14 protein-coding genes are annotated in these 16,533 nt (G+C 62.3%); 8 read left to right on the top strand and 6 right to left on the bottom strand.

All coding sequences use genetic code 11. The features are described from left to right. Nucleotides 1-35: 35 nt before the first annotated feature. The 3 genes from ansA to K6T12_RS13985 all read right to left on the bottom strand — a co-directional run bounded on the left by ansA (nt 36) and on the right by K6T12_RS13985 (nt 4,030). Nucleotides 36-1,046, bottom strand: coding sequence for an asparaginase (gene ansA / locus K6T12_RS13995; protein ID WP_222223494.1), 1,011 nt, complete (start codon nt 1,044-1,046; stop codon nt 36-38). Beyond that, nucleotides 1,043-2,446, bottom strand: coding sequence for an aspartate ammonia-lyase (locus K6T12_RS13990; protein WP_222223493.1), 1,404 nt, complete (start codon nt 2,444-2,446; stop codon nt 1,043-1,045). Before K6T12_RS13990 ends, ansA begins: the two co-directional genes overlap by 4 nt. A 123-nt stretch (nt 2,447-2,569) precedes the next feature. Further along, nucleotides 2,570-4,030 (bottom strand): alanine/glycine:cation symporter family protein, encoded by a 1,461-nt coding sequence (locus K6T12_RS13985; RefSeq protein ID WP_222223492.1) that lies wholly within the window; start codon nt 4,028-4,030, stop codon nt 2,570-2,572. 313 nt (nt 4,031-4,343) lie between these two features. On the opposite strand from K6T12_RS13985, the gene K6T12_RS13980 reads away from it, so the two are divergent. Together K6T12_RS13980 and K6T12_RS13975 are read left to right on the top strand one after the other, a co-directional pair. Beyond that, nucleotides 4,344-5,156 carry a helix-turn-helix transcriptional regulator gene (locus K6T12_RS13980; RefSeq protein ID WP_222223491.1) on the top strand — a complete coding sequence of 271 codons (813 nt, stop codon included), beginning with the start codon at nt 4,344-4,346 and terminating at the stop codon, nt 5,154-5,156. 266 nt (nt 5,157-5,422) lie between these two features. Continuing rightward, nucleotides 5,423-6,712 carry an NAD(P)/FAD-dependent oxidoreductase gene (locus tag K6T12_RS13975; RefSeq protein ID WP_222223490.1) on the top strand — a complete coding sequence of 430 codons (1,290 nt, stop codon included), beginning with the start codon at nt 5,423-5,425 and terminating at the stop codon, nt 6,710-6,712. 176 nt (nt 6,713-6,888) lie between these two features. Here K6T12_RS13975 and K6T12_RS13970 read toward each other — a convergent pair whose 3' ends face one another. The 3 genes from K6T12_RS13970 to K6T12_RS13960 form a co-directional block, all read right to left on the bottom strand. Then, nucleotides 6,889-9,393 carry an efflux RND transporter permease subunit gene (locus K6T12_RS13970; protein WP_222223489.1) on the bottom strand — a complete coding sequence of 835 codons (2,505 nt, stop codon included), beginning with the start codon at nt 9,391-9,393 and terminating at the stop codon, nt 6,889-6,891. A 13-nt stretch (nt 9,394-9,406) separates the two neighbouring features. Continuing rightward, nucleotides 9,407-10,009 carry a Tgt2/MlaC family protein gene (locus tag K6T12_RS13965; RefSeq protein WP_222223488.1) on the bottom strand — a complete coding sequence of 201 codons (603 nt, stop codon included), beginning with the start codon at nt 10,007-10,009 and terminating at the stop codon, nt 9,407-9,409. A 71-nt stretch (nt 10,010-10,080) separates the two neighbouring features. Beyond that, nucleotides 10,081-10,923 (bottom strand): HDOD domain-containing protein, encoded by an 843-nt coding sequence (locus K6T12_RS13960; protein ID WP_222223487.1) that lies wholly within the window; start codon nt 10,921-10,923, stop codon nt 10,081-10,083. A 364-nt stretch (nt 10,924-11,287) separates the two neighbouring features. On the opposite strand from K6T12_RS13960, the gene K6T12_RS13955 reads away from it, so the two are divergent. From K6T12_RS13955 to K6T12_RS13930, 6 genes are all read left to right on the top strand, one after another. Beyond that, nucleotides 11,288-12,076 (top strand): putative hydro-lyase, encoded by a 789-nt coding sequence (locus tag K6T12_RS13955; RefSeq protein WP_222223486.1) that lies wholly within the window; start codon nt 11,288-11,290, stop codon nt 12,074-12,076. A 15-nt stretch (nt 12,077-12,091) separates the two neighbouring features. Beyond that, nucleotides 12,092-12,826: a 5-oxoprolinase subunit PxpA gene (locus K6T12_RS13950; RefSeq protein ID WP_222223485.1), complete on the top strand. Its 735-nt coding sequence runs from the start codon at nt 12,092-12,094 to the stop codon at nt 12,824-12,826. Next, the gene (gene pxpB, locus K6T12_RS13945; protein WP_222223484.1) at nt 12,823-13,500 is read left to right on the top strand and encodes a 5-oxoprolinase subunit PxpB; all 678 of its coding nucleotides are present in this window, start codon (nt 12,823-12,825) and stop codon (nt 13,498-13,500) included. The genes K6T12_RS13950 and pxpB overlap by 4 nt, the downstream gene beginning before the upstream one ends. Beyond that, complete coding sequence (locus tag K6T12_RS13940; protein WP_222223483.1) at nt 13,497-14,432, top strand: 5-oxoprolinase subunit C family protein; 936 nt, start codon at nt 13,497-13,499, stop codon at nt 14,430-14,432. The genes pxpB and K6T12_RS13940 overlap by 4 nt, the downstream gene beginning before the upstream one ends. A gap of 33 nt (nt 14,433-14,465) precedes the next feature. Next, nucleotides 14,466-15,308 (top strand): DUF4392 domain-containing protein, encoded by an 843-nt coding sequence (locus K6T12_RS13935; RefSeq protein ID WP_222223482.1) that lies wholly within the window; start codon nt 14,466-14,468, stop codon nt 15,306-15,308. A gap of 102 nt (nt 15,309-15,410) precedes the next feature. Further along, a complete protein-coding gene (locus tag K6T12_RS13930) occupies nt 15,411-16,295 on the top strand; it encodes a LysR family transcriptional regulator (RefSeq protein WP_222223481.1) in 885 nt (294 codons plus the stop codon). Nucleotides 16,296-16,533 lie beyond the last annotated feature (238 nt).

The raw sequence follows: 16,533 nt of genomic DNA, 5'->3' as shown, positions 1-16,533 counted from the left end.
GTACTGACTTTCACGCCTCGGGCGTTCGCCTTTTATCAGGAACTTTCACCGCATAACGGTTGCGCCAGCTGTTCGCGTACCTGCTCCGGCGTCAGGCCGCTGGCCAGCAGGAAGTGCAGCTTGGCGAATGCCGCTTCCGGGGTCAGGTCCTGGCCGGCGACCACGCCGATCCGGTTCAATACCGAGCCGGTGGCATAGGCGCCCTGGCTGACCCGGCCCTGCAGGCACTGGGTGATGTTCAGCACCACCACGCCGCGGTCGCTGGCCTTTGCCAGGCTGTCGACCAGCGCCTCGTTGGCGTCCGGTACGTTGCCGACGCCGTAGCTCTGCAGGATCAAGCCTTTCACCTTCGGGCTGTCCAGCAGCGCGTCGACCACCCGTGCCGGGATACCGGGATAGAGCTGCAGCATCACCACCGCTTCGGCATCGAACGCCGGCAGCAGGAACTGGCGCAGGCCCGGCTCCAGCAGCAGGTTGCCGTGCAGTTCGATATGGATGCCCACCTGGCCGAGCCAGGGGAAGTTGGGCGAGTCGAACGCATCGAAACCGGTGCTCTTCAACTTGGTGCTGCGGTTGCCGCGTAGCAGCCGACCGTTGAAGTAGATACAGACTTCGGGAATCTGGTAGTTGCCGGCCAGCAGCAGCGCGGTGATCAGGTTGTCCAGTGCGTCGTTGCGCAACTCGACCAGCGGGATCTGCGAACCGGTCAGGATCACCGGCTTGTCCAGCCCCTGCAGCATGAACGACAGCGCCGAGGCGGTGTAGGCCATGGTGTCGGTGCCGTGCAGTACGATAAAGCCGTCGTACTGCTGCCAGTGCTGTTGCAGCAGACCGGCGATCTGCAGCCAGTGCTGCGGCACCAGGTTGGCGCTGTCGATCAGCTGGTCCAGCTCCAGCAGCTCGAATTCCGGCAGCTGCTGGCTGGTCTTGCTGTGCAGCTGTTGCTGCAGCAGCTCATGGAAGCCGGTGACCGGCACGTAGCCCTGCTCGGAGGGTTGCATGCCGATGGTGCCACCGGTGTAGAGAATCAGGATACGTCGCTTCATAGGCGGGTCATCTGGGGTGTCAGCATCGATTGTGGGCTCAATAGTTGATCCAGCTGGCTGTCGGTCAGCAGTCCTTCGCGGATCACCAGTTCGCGTACTGTAGCGCCACTATGCAGTGCCTGTGAAGCGATACGTGATGCGCTGGCGTAGCCGATATGGGGTACCAACGCAGTAATGATGCCGATGCTGTGGTCGACATGACGGGCGCACTGCTCGCGATCGGCGCGGATACCGTTGATGCAGCGGGTCTCCAGCATCCGGCAGGCGGCGCCGAGCATCTTCATCGAGTTCAGCAGGTTGTAGACGATCAGCGGCTCCATCGCGTTGAGCTGCAGCTGACCGGCCTCGGCGGCCAGAGTCACCGCCAGGTCGCTGGCGATCACCTGGTAGGCGGTCTGGTTGACCGCTTCAGGAATCACCGGGTTGACCTTACCCGGCATGATCGACGAGCCCGGCTGCATCGGCGGCAGGTGGATCTCGCCAAAGCCGGTGCGAGGTCCGCTGGATAGCAGGCGCAGGTCGTTGCCGACTTTGGACAGTTTCACCGCCAGCCGCTTCAGGATGCCGGAGAAAAGCACGAAGGCGCCCATATCGGAGGTCGCCTCCACCAGGTGGCTGGCCTGGACGATCGGCTTGCCGGACAGCTTCGCCAGTTCACTGACCGCCAGCGCGGCGTAATCCGGGTGGGTGTTGATGCCGGTGCCGATCGCGGTGCCGCCCAGGTTAACCTCGCACAGCAGCAGGCAGGCCTCGTTGATCCGCTCGATATCCTCGCCCAGGGTCACTGCGAAAGCTTCGAACTCCTGGCCGAGGGTCATCGGTACCGCGTCCTGCAGCTGGGTGCGGCCCATCTTCAGCACATCGGCGAACTCCTCGCCCTTGGCTTCCAGCGCCCGCTTCAGGCTGTCGACCGCCTCGATCAGCGGCTCGGCGGCGAACTGCAACCCCAGGCAGACCGCGGTCGGGTAAGCGTCGTTGGTCGACTGGGAGCGGTTGACGTCGTCGTTCGGGTGCAACTGCCGGTATTCACCCTTGCCGTGGCCGAGTTTCTCCAGCGCCAGGTTGGCGATCACCTCGTTGGCGTTCATATTGGTGGAGGTGCCGGCACCGCCCTGGATCAGGTCGACCACGAACTGGTCGTGCAGCCGGCCGTCGATGATATCCCGGCAGGCGGCGGTGATCGCATCGGCTTTCTTCGGTACCAGCAGCCCCAATTCACGGTTGGCGCTGGCAGCGGCCGACTTGACCATCGCCAGCGCCTTGATGAACGGCGGGAAGTGGCTGATCGGCACGCCGGTGATGGCGAAGTTCTCGACGGCGCGCTGGGTCTGAATGCCATACCAGCAGTCGGCCGGGATCGCCATCTCACCCAGCAGGTCATGTTCAATACGTGTGTTCATGTTTTTTGAGTCGACTCAAACAAGGGACGAAAAGCGACCGCCGAACGGTGGGTGATCGGCGGTCGCAGGAAAAAGGCTGTGCTCTGGCGTCATTGCCGGACAAGCCCGGTTAGTTGGTAGTCATTAACCTGAGGTCACCGGCTGGCGCGCTTTTTTCGACAGAGCCTCCGGCCTATCTTCCGGCTCGATCTGCCAGGCGCCCGCATCGATATCCAGGTCGGCGAACTTCTGCGGATCGAACACCGGCTTGTCGTTGCCGGCGGCCAGCTGATCGTCGAAATCCTTCATGATCCGCAAGCCCGGCTTGAACAGCATCGCCAGGGCGAACAGGTTGGCCAGCGCCAGCAATCCCATGGTGACGTCGGCGAAGGCGAACACGGTGCCCAGGTCGGTGGTCGAGCCCCACAGGCAGAGTCCGATGACCGCGATGCGGAAGACGGTGAACAGGGTCTTGTTCTCTTCACTGAAGAAGTTGAGGCTGTTCTCGCCCAGGTAGTAGTTGTAGAGGATGGTGCTGAAGCCGAACAGCATCAGCGCGATGCTGACGAACACCCGGCCCCATTCGCCGACATGGTCGGCCAGCGACGCCTGGGTCAGTGCCACGCCGCCCAGATCGACCGCGTTGCCCGGCTCGTAGACGCCGCCCAGCAGGATGATGAAGGCGGTGCAGGAGCACAGGATCAGGGTGTCGATGAACACCGAGAACGCCTGCACGATCCCCTGATTGGCCGGGTGCGGCACATAGGCCACCGCCGCCACGTTCGGCGCGCTGCCCAGGCCCGCCTCGTTGGAGAACAGGCCGCGCTTGACGCCCATCAGGATCGCCGCGCCGATGCCGCCGCCGACCGCCTGCTCCAGGCCGAAGGCGCTGTTGATGATCAGGCTGAACACCGCCGGGATCTCGCCGACGTTCAGCGCCAGCACCACCAGGGTGATCGCCAGGTAGCCCAGCGCCATCACCGGTACCAGCACCTCGGCCACCTTGGCGATCCGCTTGATACCGCCGAAGATGATCAGGCCGACGATCAGGGTCATCGCCACGCCGGTGGCAACTACCGGAATGCCGAAGGCGTCATTGAACGAGGTCGCCACCGAGTAAGACTGCAGTGCGGTGAAGCCGAAGCCGAAGGTGACCAGCAACAGCACCGAGTAGAGTGCCGCCAGCCATTTCCATTGTTTGCCCAGGCCACGGGTGATGTAGTAGGCCGGGCCGCCGCGGTAGCTGCCGTCCGGTTCGGCATTTTTGTAGGTCTGTGCCAGGGTGCACTCGAAGTAGCTGGTGGCCATCCCCATCAGGCCGACCAGCCACATCCAGAAGATGGCGCCCGGGCCGCCCAGCGTGATCGCCACCGCCACGCCGGCGATGTTGCCGCCGCCGACGCGGCCGGCGACCGACAGCAGCAGTGCCTGGAATGAGCTCAGGTGACCGTGCTTGTCGGTACGGCTTTCGCTGAAAATCTTGAACATCCGGCCGAAGTAGCGGAACTGTACGAACCGGGACGCAACGGTGAACCAGATGCCCAGGCCGATCAGGGCGACGATCAGCACCTTGCCCCAGAGGAGGTCATTGAGAAGGTCCAGCATGCTTAGACTCCTGTTCCGGTGGCTGACAGGCTGTCTGGGGAGATCTGGCAGGCCGCTGCGTCGGCGGGCATCAATATGCGAGTCAAGGACATAAAAAATATCTCCATCTGCGGCCGCTGGCCGCTGTTATTGTTTTGGTAATAGAGAGTGGAATATTTCAACAGCGGGGCCGGGGCGGGTAAATTTGACGGCCTGGAACAGATTGGCGCTAAATGGTGCTAATAAAGCGCCAAACTGCGCTATATAGACGGTAGGCAGAAAGGCACGAATCCACTACCGTTGGCAATCTGGTCAAACCGGCATGGGCACGCTGATGAACGAAGACTTCGCACAGAACCTGCGCCTGCTGTGCAGTTACTACAAGTCTATCGCCGAGGTCTGCCGGCGATTAAGGATCAACCGGCCGCAGTTCAACCGCTACCTGAGCGGCCGCTACAAGCCGTCGGCCAATACCATGCGGCGGCTTTGTGAGTTCTTCGGTGTCGAGGAGTACGAAATCCTGCTGCCGCACAACCAGTTCCAGCGGCTGGTGCAGGTACGCCAGCGCCCGCCCGAAGTGGTCGAGCCGGCGCTGCCGGAACTGGCCCACCTCGAGCACCTGCAGCAGATCGGCAGCAGCGGGTTGGACAAGTACCTGGGCTACTACTTCGAGTACTACCTGTCGATGGCCTGCCCGGGCAAAATCCTGCGCACCCTGGTCTGCCTGGAACAGCGCGACGGCAAGGTCTACTACCAGCGTACCGAACGGCTGGCCGAGCAGCCGCACGAAAAGGTGTTCCACGGCGTCTATCTGGGAATCGCCCACTTCCTGACCGACCGGATCTTCATGGTTGATTATGAATCGCTGACCGGCCTGGAGATGACCCAGACCATCCTTTATCCGTCGTTCAAGAACCGGGTCGGCCGGCTGACCGGCTTGAAACTGGGCGTCTCCGGCAGTGGCGAGCGGGTGCCCTGCTGCGCCCGGGTGCTTTACGAATACCTCGGCCCGGCGGTGGAACTGCGCCGTGCGCTGAAATTGTGCGGCCTCTACGCGCCGGACGACCCGACCATCGACGGCTCGATCCGCCAGGCGATCCGCAACGATATCGCCGACCAGGAGTGGCACTTCCGGGCCCGGTTTTAAGGTTTCTTTTAATAATTGTATGTATTGGCTGTTAGGCTCAGAGCGTCCTGCAAGACTGAAGGGGGCTGGATTCGACGTTATTAATCCTGCTCGTTTAAATGAACTAATGGTTGCTGAGGATATCTGCCGAAGGTTCTACCCTGATCAGGTAACTTCACTGGTGTTTGATTGGCCGGGCTGTTATATCTATGAGTTCTCAAAGGGAGGTATGGAATTACCCGTAGGTTATATGCGGTTAATTCCATATCACTCTTGAGGAATCAACCATGCACAAGATCGTTATCGTAGGAGGCGGGGCCGGCGGCCTGGAGTTGGCGAGTCGATTGGGACGTCAGTTCGGGCGCAAACGCAAAGCAGAGATTACCCTGATCGACCAGAATCGTTCGCACATCTGGAAACCGTTGCTGCACGAGGTCGCCACCGGCTCGCTGGACACCAGCATCGATGGCGTCTCCTACCGTGCCCACGCGGCGCAGCACTACTACCAGTTCCAGCTGGGGCGGATGTGCGGCCTGGATGCCGACAACAAGACCATCACCCTGGCGGCGATGGAGGACGAGGAGGGGCGAGCGGTGCTGCCCGAGCGCAGCCTGCCTTACGATACCCTGGTATTGGCGGTCGGCAGTGTCAGCAACGACTTCGGCACCCCCGGCGTGGCCGAGCACTGCTACTTCCTGGATGGGCCGAAACAGGCCGAACGGTTCCACAATGCGCTGCTGAACCACTTCCTGCGGATCAACCAGGGCAACTCTGGCGAGGTGCTGAATATCGCCATCGTCGGTGCCGGTGCCACCGGTGTCGAGCTGTCGGCGGAGCTGTACCACGTTACCGAGCTGCTGGAATCCTACGGTATGCCGCACATGACCGCCGAACAGCTGAAGATCACCCTGATCGAAGCGGGGCCGCGGATTCTGCCGGCACTGCCGGAGCGGATCGCCGGCGCGGCGCGTCATGAGCTGACCAAATTGGGCGTCAACGTGCGCGAGGGAACCCGAGTGAAGGCCGCAAACGACGACGGTTTCCAGACCGCCGACGAGGAACTGATCGCCGCCGATATGATGATCTGGGCGGCAGGCGTCAAGGCGCCGGACTTCCTGGCCGGTATTGCGCCGTTCGAGTTCAACCGGGTCAACCAGATCCTGGTCAAGCCGACGCTGCAAAGCACCTTGTCCGACGATATCTTCGTGATCGGCGATTGCTGTGCCTGCCAGCAGCCGGACGGCAGCTGGGTGCCGCCGCGGGCGCAGTCGGCTCACCAGATGGCCGATCAGGTGCGCAAGAATATCGCGCTGGGCTTCAAGGAGCAGCCGATGAAGCCTTATGTCTACAAGGATCACGGTTCGCTGGTCAGCCTGAGCCGGTTCAGTACCGTCGGTAGCCTGATGGGCAACCTGACCGGTGGCAGCATGTTCATCGAGGGGCGGCTCGCCCGGCTGATGTATATCTCGCTGTACCGGATGCACCAGTTCGCCATCCACGGGCCGCTGAAGACGCTGCTGGTGATGCTGGCCGAAACCCTCAACAAGGTGGTGCGGCCGAAGATGAAGCTTCATTAAAGCTACAAGCTCTCAGCCTTAAGCGCTAAGCGGCTATCCCCGTGGACTCGGCCGGTTAAATACCGGCCGAGGTTATCGACCGCCTGCGGCGGTGGCGCCCTTAAATACGCCCTATAGGAAGGATAACCCTATGGGGCGTATTTCGTTTGCCGGCAGATGATGGGTCCGTTCTGCGTTTACTCCGCTGATTCGCCCCCCAACGGCTTCAATGCGATGATCAGCTGCGGCAACAGCAGCAGTGCGCCCATCAGCGCCGAGAACATTGCCAGGCTGGTTAGCAGGCCGAAGTAGATGGTCGGCGTGAAGTTGGACAGCGCCAGGATCGAGAAGCCGGCGATGATGATCACCGAGGTGTAGAACATCGCCTTGCCGATGCTGCCATGGCAGCGGTACATGGTGGCGCGGTAGTCTCGGTCCTTCGGAAACTCCTCCCGGAAACGGTGGATATAGTGGATGGTGTCGTCGACGCCGATGCCGACGGTAATCGCGGCGATGGTGATGGTCATCATATCCAGTGGAATTCCCACCCAGCCCATGAAGCCCAGCACCATGCCGGCCGCCAGCAGGTTGGGGGCGATGGCGATCAATGCCAGGAACAGCGAGCGGAACAACAGCGTGAAAGTCAGCGTGATGGCCACGAACACCGCGCCCAGCGTGGCGATCTGCGAACCGAACAGGCTCTGCAGCATGTTGTTGTACAGCACCAACATGCCGGTCAGCTGCACCTGGCCGGGCGCGTAGCCCAGATGACCGGTCAGCTGCTGGCGAACCTGCTTGATCAGCGCATCCCGCTGCAGGGTGCGACTGGTCTCCATCACCCGCACGGTGATCCTCGCCTCGCGGCCGTCCGGCGACAGGAACGGTTGCACCAGCAGTTCGTCGACCCGTGCCGGCAGGTTGCGGCGTAGCAGCGCCAGCTGGAAGTCGTCGATATCCTCGCCGGCGACATCCTGCAATACCTGGTAGAGCGAAGCCAATGACATCACCTTGCCGGTTTCCGGCAGGCTGTCGAGATACTGGTGCACCCGGCTCAGTTCCTCCAGCCCCGCCCGGCTGAACCAGTAGCTACGGACAGGCTGATCCGGTTGATCATCGGCAAAAGGATCGGCGAACGGGTCCTCGGCAAAAGGGTCCTCGGCAAAAGGGTCCTCGTCGGTGGAAGGGAGGGCTTCCGCTGCCGGTCGGGTCAGCAGGATCTCCAGCGGCACGGTACCGCCCAGCTCCCGGTCGATCACCTCCATCCCCTGATAGATCTCGGTGGTCTCATGGAAGTAGTCGATAAAGCGGTTTTCCACCTGCAGCCGGCTGATGCCCAGCAGACTGGTCAACAGCAGCGCCGCGCTGAGCCAGAGGATCTGGCGGCCGTAGCGGTCGGTGCAGCGGGCGAAGTAGTGGCTCAGCGGGCGATGCCTGGGGCGTACCTCCGGGCCGCCGAGGGGCAGCAGCAGCAGGCCGGCGGGCAACAGCGTGAAGGCCATCAGCAGGGCCACCGATACGCCGATGGTCATCATCCAGCCGAAGTCGATCACCGGCCGGATACCGCTGACCACCAGCGAGGCGAACGCGACGATGGTGGTCAGGCTGGTGAACAGGCAGGGTTTGGCCATGAACGCCAGGGTCTGAATGACCAGCTGGCGCTGGCTGGCGTGCGGGTTGGCGGCATGATACTCGCGGTAGCGCACCACCAGGTGAATGGTGATCGACAGGGTGATGATCAGCAGCAGGGCGGTGAAGTTGGAGGAGATCACCGTCAGCTGCCAGCGGGCCCAGGCTAGGTAGCCGAGCATCGCCAGCACCGTGGCCAGGCAGGTTGCCAACGGCAGCAGTACCCAGCGCAACCGGCGGAAGATGATTGCCATCAGCGCGACAATGAACAGTACCGTGGCGCTGCCGAAGATGGTCAGGTCGTTCTCGATAAAGGCGATCATATCGGCGGCGATCATCACCACGCCGCCGAGGAACAGGGTGCCGTGATCGCGGTGGCGGTCGAGTACCCGGCGAACCTCTGCCACCAGTTTCCGCTCTCGTTTGTTGGCCTCAATGGCGTATTCGCGGAACTCCGCTTCCGCCTTGTGCAACGTTCGTTGTTCGGCAGCGCTCAGTTGGTCGGCCGCCCGTTTGTTGCGCAGTGTGTCGCGGGCATCCAGCAGTTGAAAGTAGCGGCTGTCCCGCTGCAGGTTGACCTGCAGCGCGGTGGTGTCGGCATCGCTGCTGGTCAGCAGGTTGCGATACAGCGGGCTGTGGCTGAACTCCCGGGCGGCCAGTTCGAGGTCGACCTCCGGCTGGCTCAGGTAGCGGATCTCCTGTTCCAGCCGGCTGAGCCGTACCGGCGGGCTGTACAGCAGTGGTACGTCGAGGATGCTGGTGACCGAGGCGACGTCGGGCAGGGCCGCCAATTCGTCGCGCAGCTTGGCGATCCGTGCCAGCACGGGCGGCGAATAGAGTGGCGCGTCCGGCGCGTAGGTCACCACCAGGAAGCTCTGCGCCTGGTACCGTTTGTTGACTTCTCGGTAGAACGCCAGCGCCCGGTCGCCCTCCAGTACCAGCGAATCGGCCGAGGCGTCCAGCGTCAGTCGCGGGATCTGCCAGGCCAGCAGGCCGAGTAGCACCATGAGCAGTGACAGCAGCAACGCCGGGCGCTTCAGCATCAGGTCGAACAGCAGGGTGAGGCGGCGCGTCATGGCGGCCCGCCCGTCAGGGTTTGCTGGAGGGATTGATCGCGCCGATCAAGCTGTCGAGATCCGCCGTCTGCAGACTCTGCTTGATGGCCCCGTTCAGGGTCTTGCTGACCACCACGCCGTCCACCGACAAGTCGAACACCCGCCACTGACCGCTGACCTGGCGTAGCGCGAAGTCGATCAGGTGGCCGTCGTCGGAGGTGCGGATATAGACCCGCACCACGCTGTACTTGGGTTTGTCCTGACTGTCGCGCAGCTCGATGGTCTGGCCGTTGTAGCTTGCCAGGGCGATGCGGTAGGTGCGGCGCAAGGACTGCAGTACCGCCTGGTACGCCTGCTCACGTTTGCCGGCGGCGACGATCTCATCCCAGCGTGGCTGAAAGATTCGCTTGCTGAGCTGTTCCTGATCGACGTGGGGGATGATATGGCGGTCGATCACCGAATCGAGGAAGGCCCGGTCCTGCAGCTGGCCGTTGTCCTTGCCGGCCTTTAAGGCCGTTTCCAGTTCGCCGGTGATCTGCTGGATATAGCTGCGCGCATCCATCGCCTGTGCCTGGATTGGCAGAGTAAGCAGTAGGAAGATCAGCAGCAGCTGGCCGCGGATGATTAACGGATGCATGGCGGGCGGGCTCCGGACAGAGGTCTTCTGACTCAGTTTAGTCTACCGTTGGCCGGCAGCCCGCCTCAGTGCTATTGGATCTGTTCCAGGTTTGCCAGCAGGTCGTCGCGCAGGTCGAGGTAGTCGACGTCAGGCAAGCCGATGTAGTTCAGTACCGGCTTCAATAGCTCGACCGGCTTGGGTTCGCTGCCGATCCGCCAGTAGCGCCGATAGGTGCGGCTGATGTTTTTGGCCAGGATCAGGCAGCACAGCAGCAGTTTGCTGGCTTCGCTGGCGTCGATCCGTCCAGCCAGTGCCGGCTGAAAGTCGGGTTGCAGGCGGATCGCTTCGCTGACGCTGTCCGGCATATACCAGTGGTGCGCGATGCGGGCGCCGATGCGGTAATGATCGTAGCCGAAGATCGTCTGTTCCCGGTCGCGCAGGGTTTGGCAATCGTCGGTCTCCATCCGCTGCAGCAGATCGCGATAGCCGTCGAAGGCTTCGATCATCAGCGGGATACCGCAGTCGTGCAGCATGCCGAGTGAATAGGCGTGCTCGCTTGGCAGGTCGGTCAACTGGCGGCTCAGCGTCGCGGTCAGCTCCGCCACTTCGGTGGCCGAATCCCAGAACCGTTCCAGTCGGCCGGCCTTGGAGAGGGAACTTTTCAATGCTGCGATCTGTACCAGTGAGTGCAACTTTTCCAGCCCCAGTAGCATCACTGCGTGGTGGATCGACGAGATCGTGCGGCCGCCGCAGAACAGCGGCTTGTTGACGGTCGCAAGTACCGTGCTGTACAGCGACGGATCCCGCTTCAGGATGCCGGTAACCTGTGCGATGTCGGGGGTTTCCGACTTCAACAGGCGACCCAGGCTGATCAGGGCTTCGGGACGTGGCGGAAGTATGTAGGCTTTTCCTTCGGCGAGCGCTGTGTCCATAGACTGAATGTCCGGTTTGATAAAGACGCCGTAGTTTAGCGAATCCTCATTTTTCCCGGCAACCATGCTCCATTGACCTGGTGCAATGAACTGCATGCAGCGCTTTTATTTATCAGAAGTATTCAGCTAGACGGTGTTCTGGAAATGGCTGTGGCCCGCAGTTGGCCTGAGATAGCCATGCCGCTCCGGCTGTGCTCGGCTGGACTAAAGTAAGAGAAGAAGGGATATTTCAGACTTTAGTCGCCTGTTCTGATAAATAAGTTTTATCAGTTGTGGCAATGATTATTCATTAGACAGGCCGCTGGGCGGTGAACAAACTGTCTGTTAACTATTTGTCGTTTAACTCTGATAAAGGAGCCTTTTAATGGACCTGAAGATGTCACCGCGTGAGCTGCGCCAGAAGATCCGCAGCGGCGATTTTACCGGTAACACCTCCGGCTACTGCCAGGGCTTCGTGCAGGGCAACCTGGCGATCATGCCTCGCGAGTGGGCCAACGAGTTCCTGCTGTTCTGTCAGTTGAACCCGAAACCGTGCCCGATTATCGGTATGTCGTCGCAGCCGGGCGAGTTCATGCTGCCCGATCTCGGCGAAGGCCTGGATATCCGCACTGACATCCCGAAGTACCGCATCTATGAAAATGGCGAGCTGACCGCTGAAGTGGCCGATGTACGCGAATACTGGCGTGATGACCTGGTGACTTTCGTGCTGGGCTGTTCGTTCTCCTTCGAGGAGGCGCTGATCGCCGATGGTCTGGAGGTGCGCAATATCACCGAAGGGGTCAACGTGCCGATGTACCGCACCAATATCGAATGCCGCCCGGCCGGTCGTTTCAGCGGTACCACTGTGGTCAGCATGCGACCGATGAAGGCGGCCGACGCGATCCGGGCGGTGCAGATTTGCACCCGCTTCCCGTCGGTGCATGGCGCGCCGCTGCACCTGGGTGATCCAGCCCAGATCGGCATCAGTGATATCAACAAGCCGGATTTCGGCGACTCGGTCACCATCAAGGAGGGTGAGTTGCCGGTATTCTGGGCCTGCGGCGTGACGCCGCAGGTGGCGATCGAACAGGCCAAGCCGCCGTTCTGTATCACCCATAGCCCGGGCCATATGCTGGTTACCGATCTGCCGAACAGCCGTCTGGCGGTGATGTAAGGAGGAGTACGTCAAATGACCCTGAAATTGAATTGCGACCTGGGTGAGAGCTTCGGCTCCTGGACCATGGGGATGGACGAGGCGGTGATGCCGCATATCGACCAGGCCAACATTGCCTGCGGTTTCCATGCCGGCGATCCGCTGGTGATGCTGCGCACGCTGATGCTGGCCAAACGCAACGGCGTCACCATCGGTGCCCACCCGGGCTATCCGGACCTAGTCGGCTTCGGCCGCCGCCATGTCAAGGCCAGTGCCGAAGAGCTGAAAGCGATGCTGCTCTACCAGGTGTCGGCGATGGACGGTATGGCCGCCTCCCAGCAGCTGCAGCTGGAGTACGTCAAGCCGCACGGCGCGATGTACAACGACATGATGGCCAACGACGAGATCCGCCGCACCATCATGGAAGCGATCGCCAGCTACCACCGGCCGATCATCCTGATGCTGCAGGCCACGCCGGATGCCGAGAAGCACCGCGCCGAAGCGGCCGGTTTCGGTCTCAACCTCTGGTTCGAGGCGTTCGCCGACCGTTGTTACGACGACGATGGCCGCCTGCTGGCCCGGACCCGCGAAGGGGCGGTGCACAGCCGCGACAAGATGCTGGCCCAGGTCAAGCAGCTGGCCGAGCAGGGCACCGTCACCACCATCAGTGGCAAGGTGCTGCCGCTGCAGGTCGACACCCTCTGCGTGCATGGCGACAACATCGAAGGGGTGAATGCGATCCAGGAGATCCGGGAGCTGTTGACCCGATGAGAATAGAAGTCGCCGGCGAAAACGCCCTGATCATCTATTTCGGCGAGCGCACCGATCCGCGCATCTCCGCCCAGGTGCAGCAGGCGGTCAAGGTGCTGGAGACCGAGCTGGCCGACGTGCTGATCGACCTGGTGCCGTCGTACGCCTCGCTGCTGGTGATCTACGACCTGCTGGCCTGTGACCACCTGGAGATCCGCCGCCGGCTGCGCACGGCGTTGCAGCAGTTGGATAGCGCCGAGCAGGGCGAGGGCCGGCTGGTCACCCTGCCGGCCTGGTACAGCACCGAGTCCGGACCGGATCTGGCCGCGCTGGCCGAACGTGCCGGGCTCAGCGTCGACGAGGTGATCGAAATCCACAGCGGTATGGAGTACCGGGTTTACGCGATCGGTTTCGCACCGGGCTTCGCCTACCTGGGCGAGGTCGATGAGCGAATTGCCGCCCCCCGCTTGTCCACGCCGCGCCAGAAGGTACCGCGCGGCGCCGTGGCAATCGCCGATCGCCAGACCGCGGTGTACCCGGCGGTGTCGCCGGGCGGCTGGAACCTGATCGGGCTGTGCCCGACCCGGATGTTCAACCCGGCTGCCGATCCGACCATGCCGGTGCAGGTGGGTGACCGGGTCCGCTTCGAACCGATCAGCCGCGAGACGTACCTGGAACTGGGAGGTGAACTATGAACGGTTTCAAAGTCATCCAACCCGGCCTGCTGACCCTGATCCAGGACGCCGGCCGGTTCGGCCATCACCGTATCGGCCTGACCACCGGCGGGCCGCTGGACCCGCTGGCGTTCCGTTGGGCCAACCGGTTGTGCGACAACCCGCTGGACGCCACCGCGCTGGAGGTCAGCATCGGTGGCCTGGTGCTGGAAGCCCAGGTCGACACCCGTATCGCGCTGGCCGGCGCCGAGATGCCGTTCAAGATCAACGGTACCGAGCAGGATCGCTGGCACAGCCATAAGGTGCGCGCCGGCGATCGCATCGAGGTCGGTTTCGCCACCAATGGCGCCCGGGCCTACCTGGCGGTCAGCGGCGGTTTCCATGTCGAACACAGTTTCGATAGCGCCGCCACGGTGACCCGCGAGTCGATCGGCGGTCTCAACGGTGCCCGCCTGCAGCAGGGCGACTTCCTGCACTGCAAGCCGGCGCCGGACGCCCGGGGCTATCGGCTGGAAGAGCTGCACCGGCCGGAATACGGCCAGCATGTCACCCTGCGGGTGATCCCCGGTTATCAGCAGCACGCCTTCAGCAACGTGCAGAAGCGGATCTTCTTCAGCAGCGAATACAAGGTGACCGACCGGGCCGACCGGATGGGTTTCCGCCTGGAAGGGCCAGAGATCAAGCCGTCGATGGACGGCATCCTGTCCGAGGGGATCTGCCACGGCGCCATCCAGGTGCCGGCCGACGGCCAGCCGATCGTATTGCTGAACGACCGCCAGACCATCGGCGGTTATCCGAAGATCGGTTCGGTGATCTCGCTGGATACCGGCCGGCTGACCCAGCTGATGCCGGGTGGCACTGTGTCCTTCGAGGAGATCACCCAGGACGATGCCCATAACCTGCACTGCCTGGCGCATAAGCAGTTCGAGCGGATCGAACCGAAAGCGGTGTAACGTCACAGAATTACAACAGAGAAGTTTGCAAACATGACTGTCAATGAAGCGGCGCTGAGCCAGAAGATCGAAGATGCGCTGGTGGCGCGTAACCTGCGTGGTATGAAAACGGTCCAGCCGGCGCTGGAAGCGGGCTATTGCCTGCGGGCGGCGCAGAAGTTGCGCGGCCTGACCGGGCACGTATTGATCGGTACCGGTTTCCCGGTGGTCGATACCTTCGAAACCGACGGTCCGGTGGGCGCGCTGGCGCTGTACCGGGCGCTGGAGGAGCTGGGCGCTATTCCGGTGATCGTCTGCGGCAAGCCGATGTCCGAGGCGCTGGCGCGCGATTACCGGGTCTACGAGATCCACGTCGGTCCGCACGACCAGCGCGAGCAGGAAGCGGCCGAGGCGCTGGCCAAGTACCAGCCGCAGGCGATCGTGTCGATCGAGCGGCCGGGCCAGGCGGAAGACGGCGGCTACTACAACATGCGCGGTGAGAGCATCAGCGCCCGTGCGGCCTGCTTCGACAGCTTCGTACGCCAGGCCGAGTGCCCGACCATCGCCATCGGTGACGGCGGCAACGAGATCGGCATGGGCAACATCTACGAGGCGCTGAAGGAGCTGGATATCGTGGCCTCCGCCACCCAGGTGGACGAGCTGCTGATCGCCGACGTCTCCAACTGGGGCGCCTACGGCCTCATGGCGTTCCTCAGCCTATGGAACGATACCGATCTGCTGGCCAAGGTGAAGCCGCTGGAGATCCTGCAGTACCTGTCGGAGCTGGGCAGCGTCGACGGCGTGACCCGCCTCAACGAGCTGACCGAAGATGGTCTGCCGGTGAACGAGGGCGAGAGCATCCTGCTGGAGCTGCGCCGGATCATCGGCTTCGCTTAACGGTTGCTAACGCCGAATCCGATGGCCGCGGCTATCGAGATTAGTGTTAACAGGCCCTATTAGCGTACTCTGGCAGGGTTTCGAAACTGAGAGCCTGAGCCTATGCGCCTTCGTAACCTGAACACCTTCGTCAAAGTCGCCCGGCTGGGCAGTTTCCATGCCGCTGCCCAACAGCTGCATGCGACCCAGCCGGCGATCTCCGCCCGGATTGCGGCGCTGGAGGACGAGCTCGGTGTGCAGCTGTTCCTGCGCGACAAGAGTGGCACCCGGCTGACCGCACGGGGCACCCAGCTGCTGCCCTACGCGGAGAAGCTGATCGCCATCAGCCAGGAGATGAAGGCGCAGTTGCAGGAGGGCGCGCCGGAACGCGGCTGTCTGCGGATCGGCGTGGCCGACACCCTGGCCTACCTGTGGCTGACCAAGTTGTTGCAGCACTGGCGCGACCAGCATCCGCTGATGGCGTTCGAGTTGACCTGTGACGTCACGCCGACGCTGATCCGCCAATTGCGCGATCACCAGCTCGACCTGGCGCTGATGGTCGCCGAGCAGCAGCATATCCCGGAGCTGGTGACCGAACCGCTGTGCAGCTATCCGCAATACTGGGTGGTGGCGCCGGCATTGCTGGGTGGCGAACAGATCCGTGATGTCGCATCGCTGGCACGCTTGCCGATCCTGAGCTTTCCGCGCAACACCCGCCCCTGGCGCTATCTGAAGCAGCTGTTCGAGACGCTGGGCGACGAAGGACCGGTGCTGCATACCTGCAGTTCGGTGGCCAATCTGCTGGCCCTGGCCGAACAGGGTACCGGTGCCGCGCTGTTGCCGGAACCGCTGGTACGCGATCGGCTGGCGGCGGGAACGCTGGTGCGCTTGTCGATCGGCGATGAGCCGCCGGAGTTGACCTTCTGCTGCGGCTGGCGGCTGGAGGATGATCGCATGCTGCCGAAGTTGCTGGCGGAGAGCGCCCGCGAGATTGTCATCGGCGGCTAAACTTTTGGGTGAAGGCGATTTTCCTGTTTGGTTTTTTTGGGCGGGAAAATATCCTGTAATTTTGCGTAATTTATAAAAATATTATTTTGTTGATGGTGGCCTTGCAAAGAAAATTCTTTTTTCAGAAACTGCCGTGATCCATCCGTCCGGCTCTTATCCATGGGGCAGGGGGTGTTTCCGTCGTTGTTCGGAGACAGTCCACCCAAGCGGGCTGACAGTAAAACTAAATAATAGAAAG

It is taken from the genome of Marinobacterium arenosum, from assembly GCF_019795155.1.
Taxonomy (GTDB): Bacteria; Pseudomonadota; Gammaproteobacteria; order Pseudomonadales; family Balneatricaceae; genus Marinobacterium_C; species Marinobacterium_C arenosum.
The sequence above is the reverse complement of the archived record's forward strand: the minus strand, read 5'-3'. Positions and strand labels throughout refer to the sequence as shown.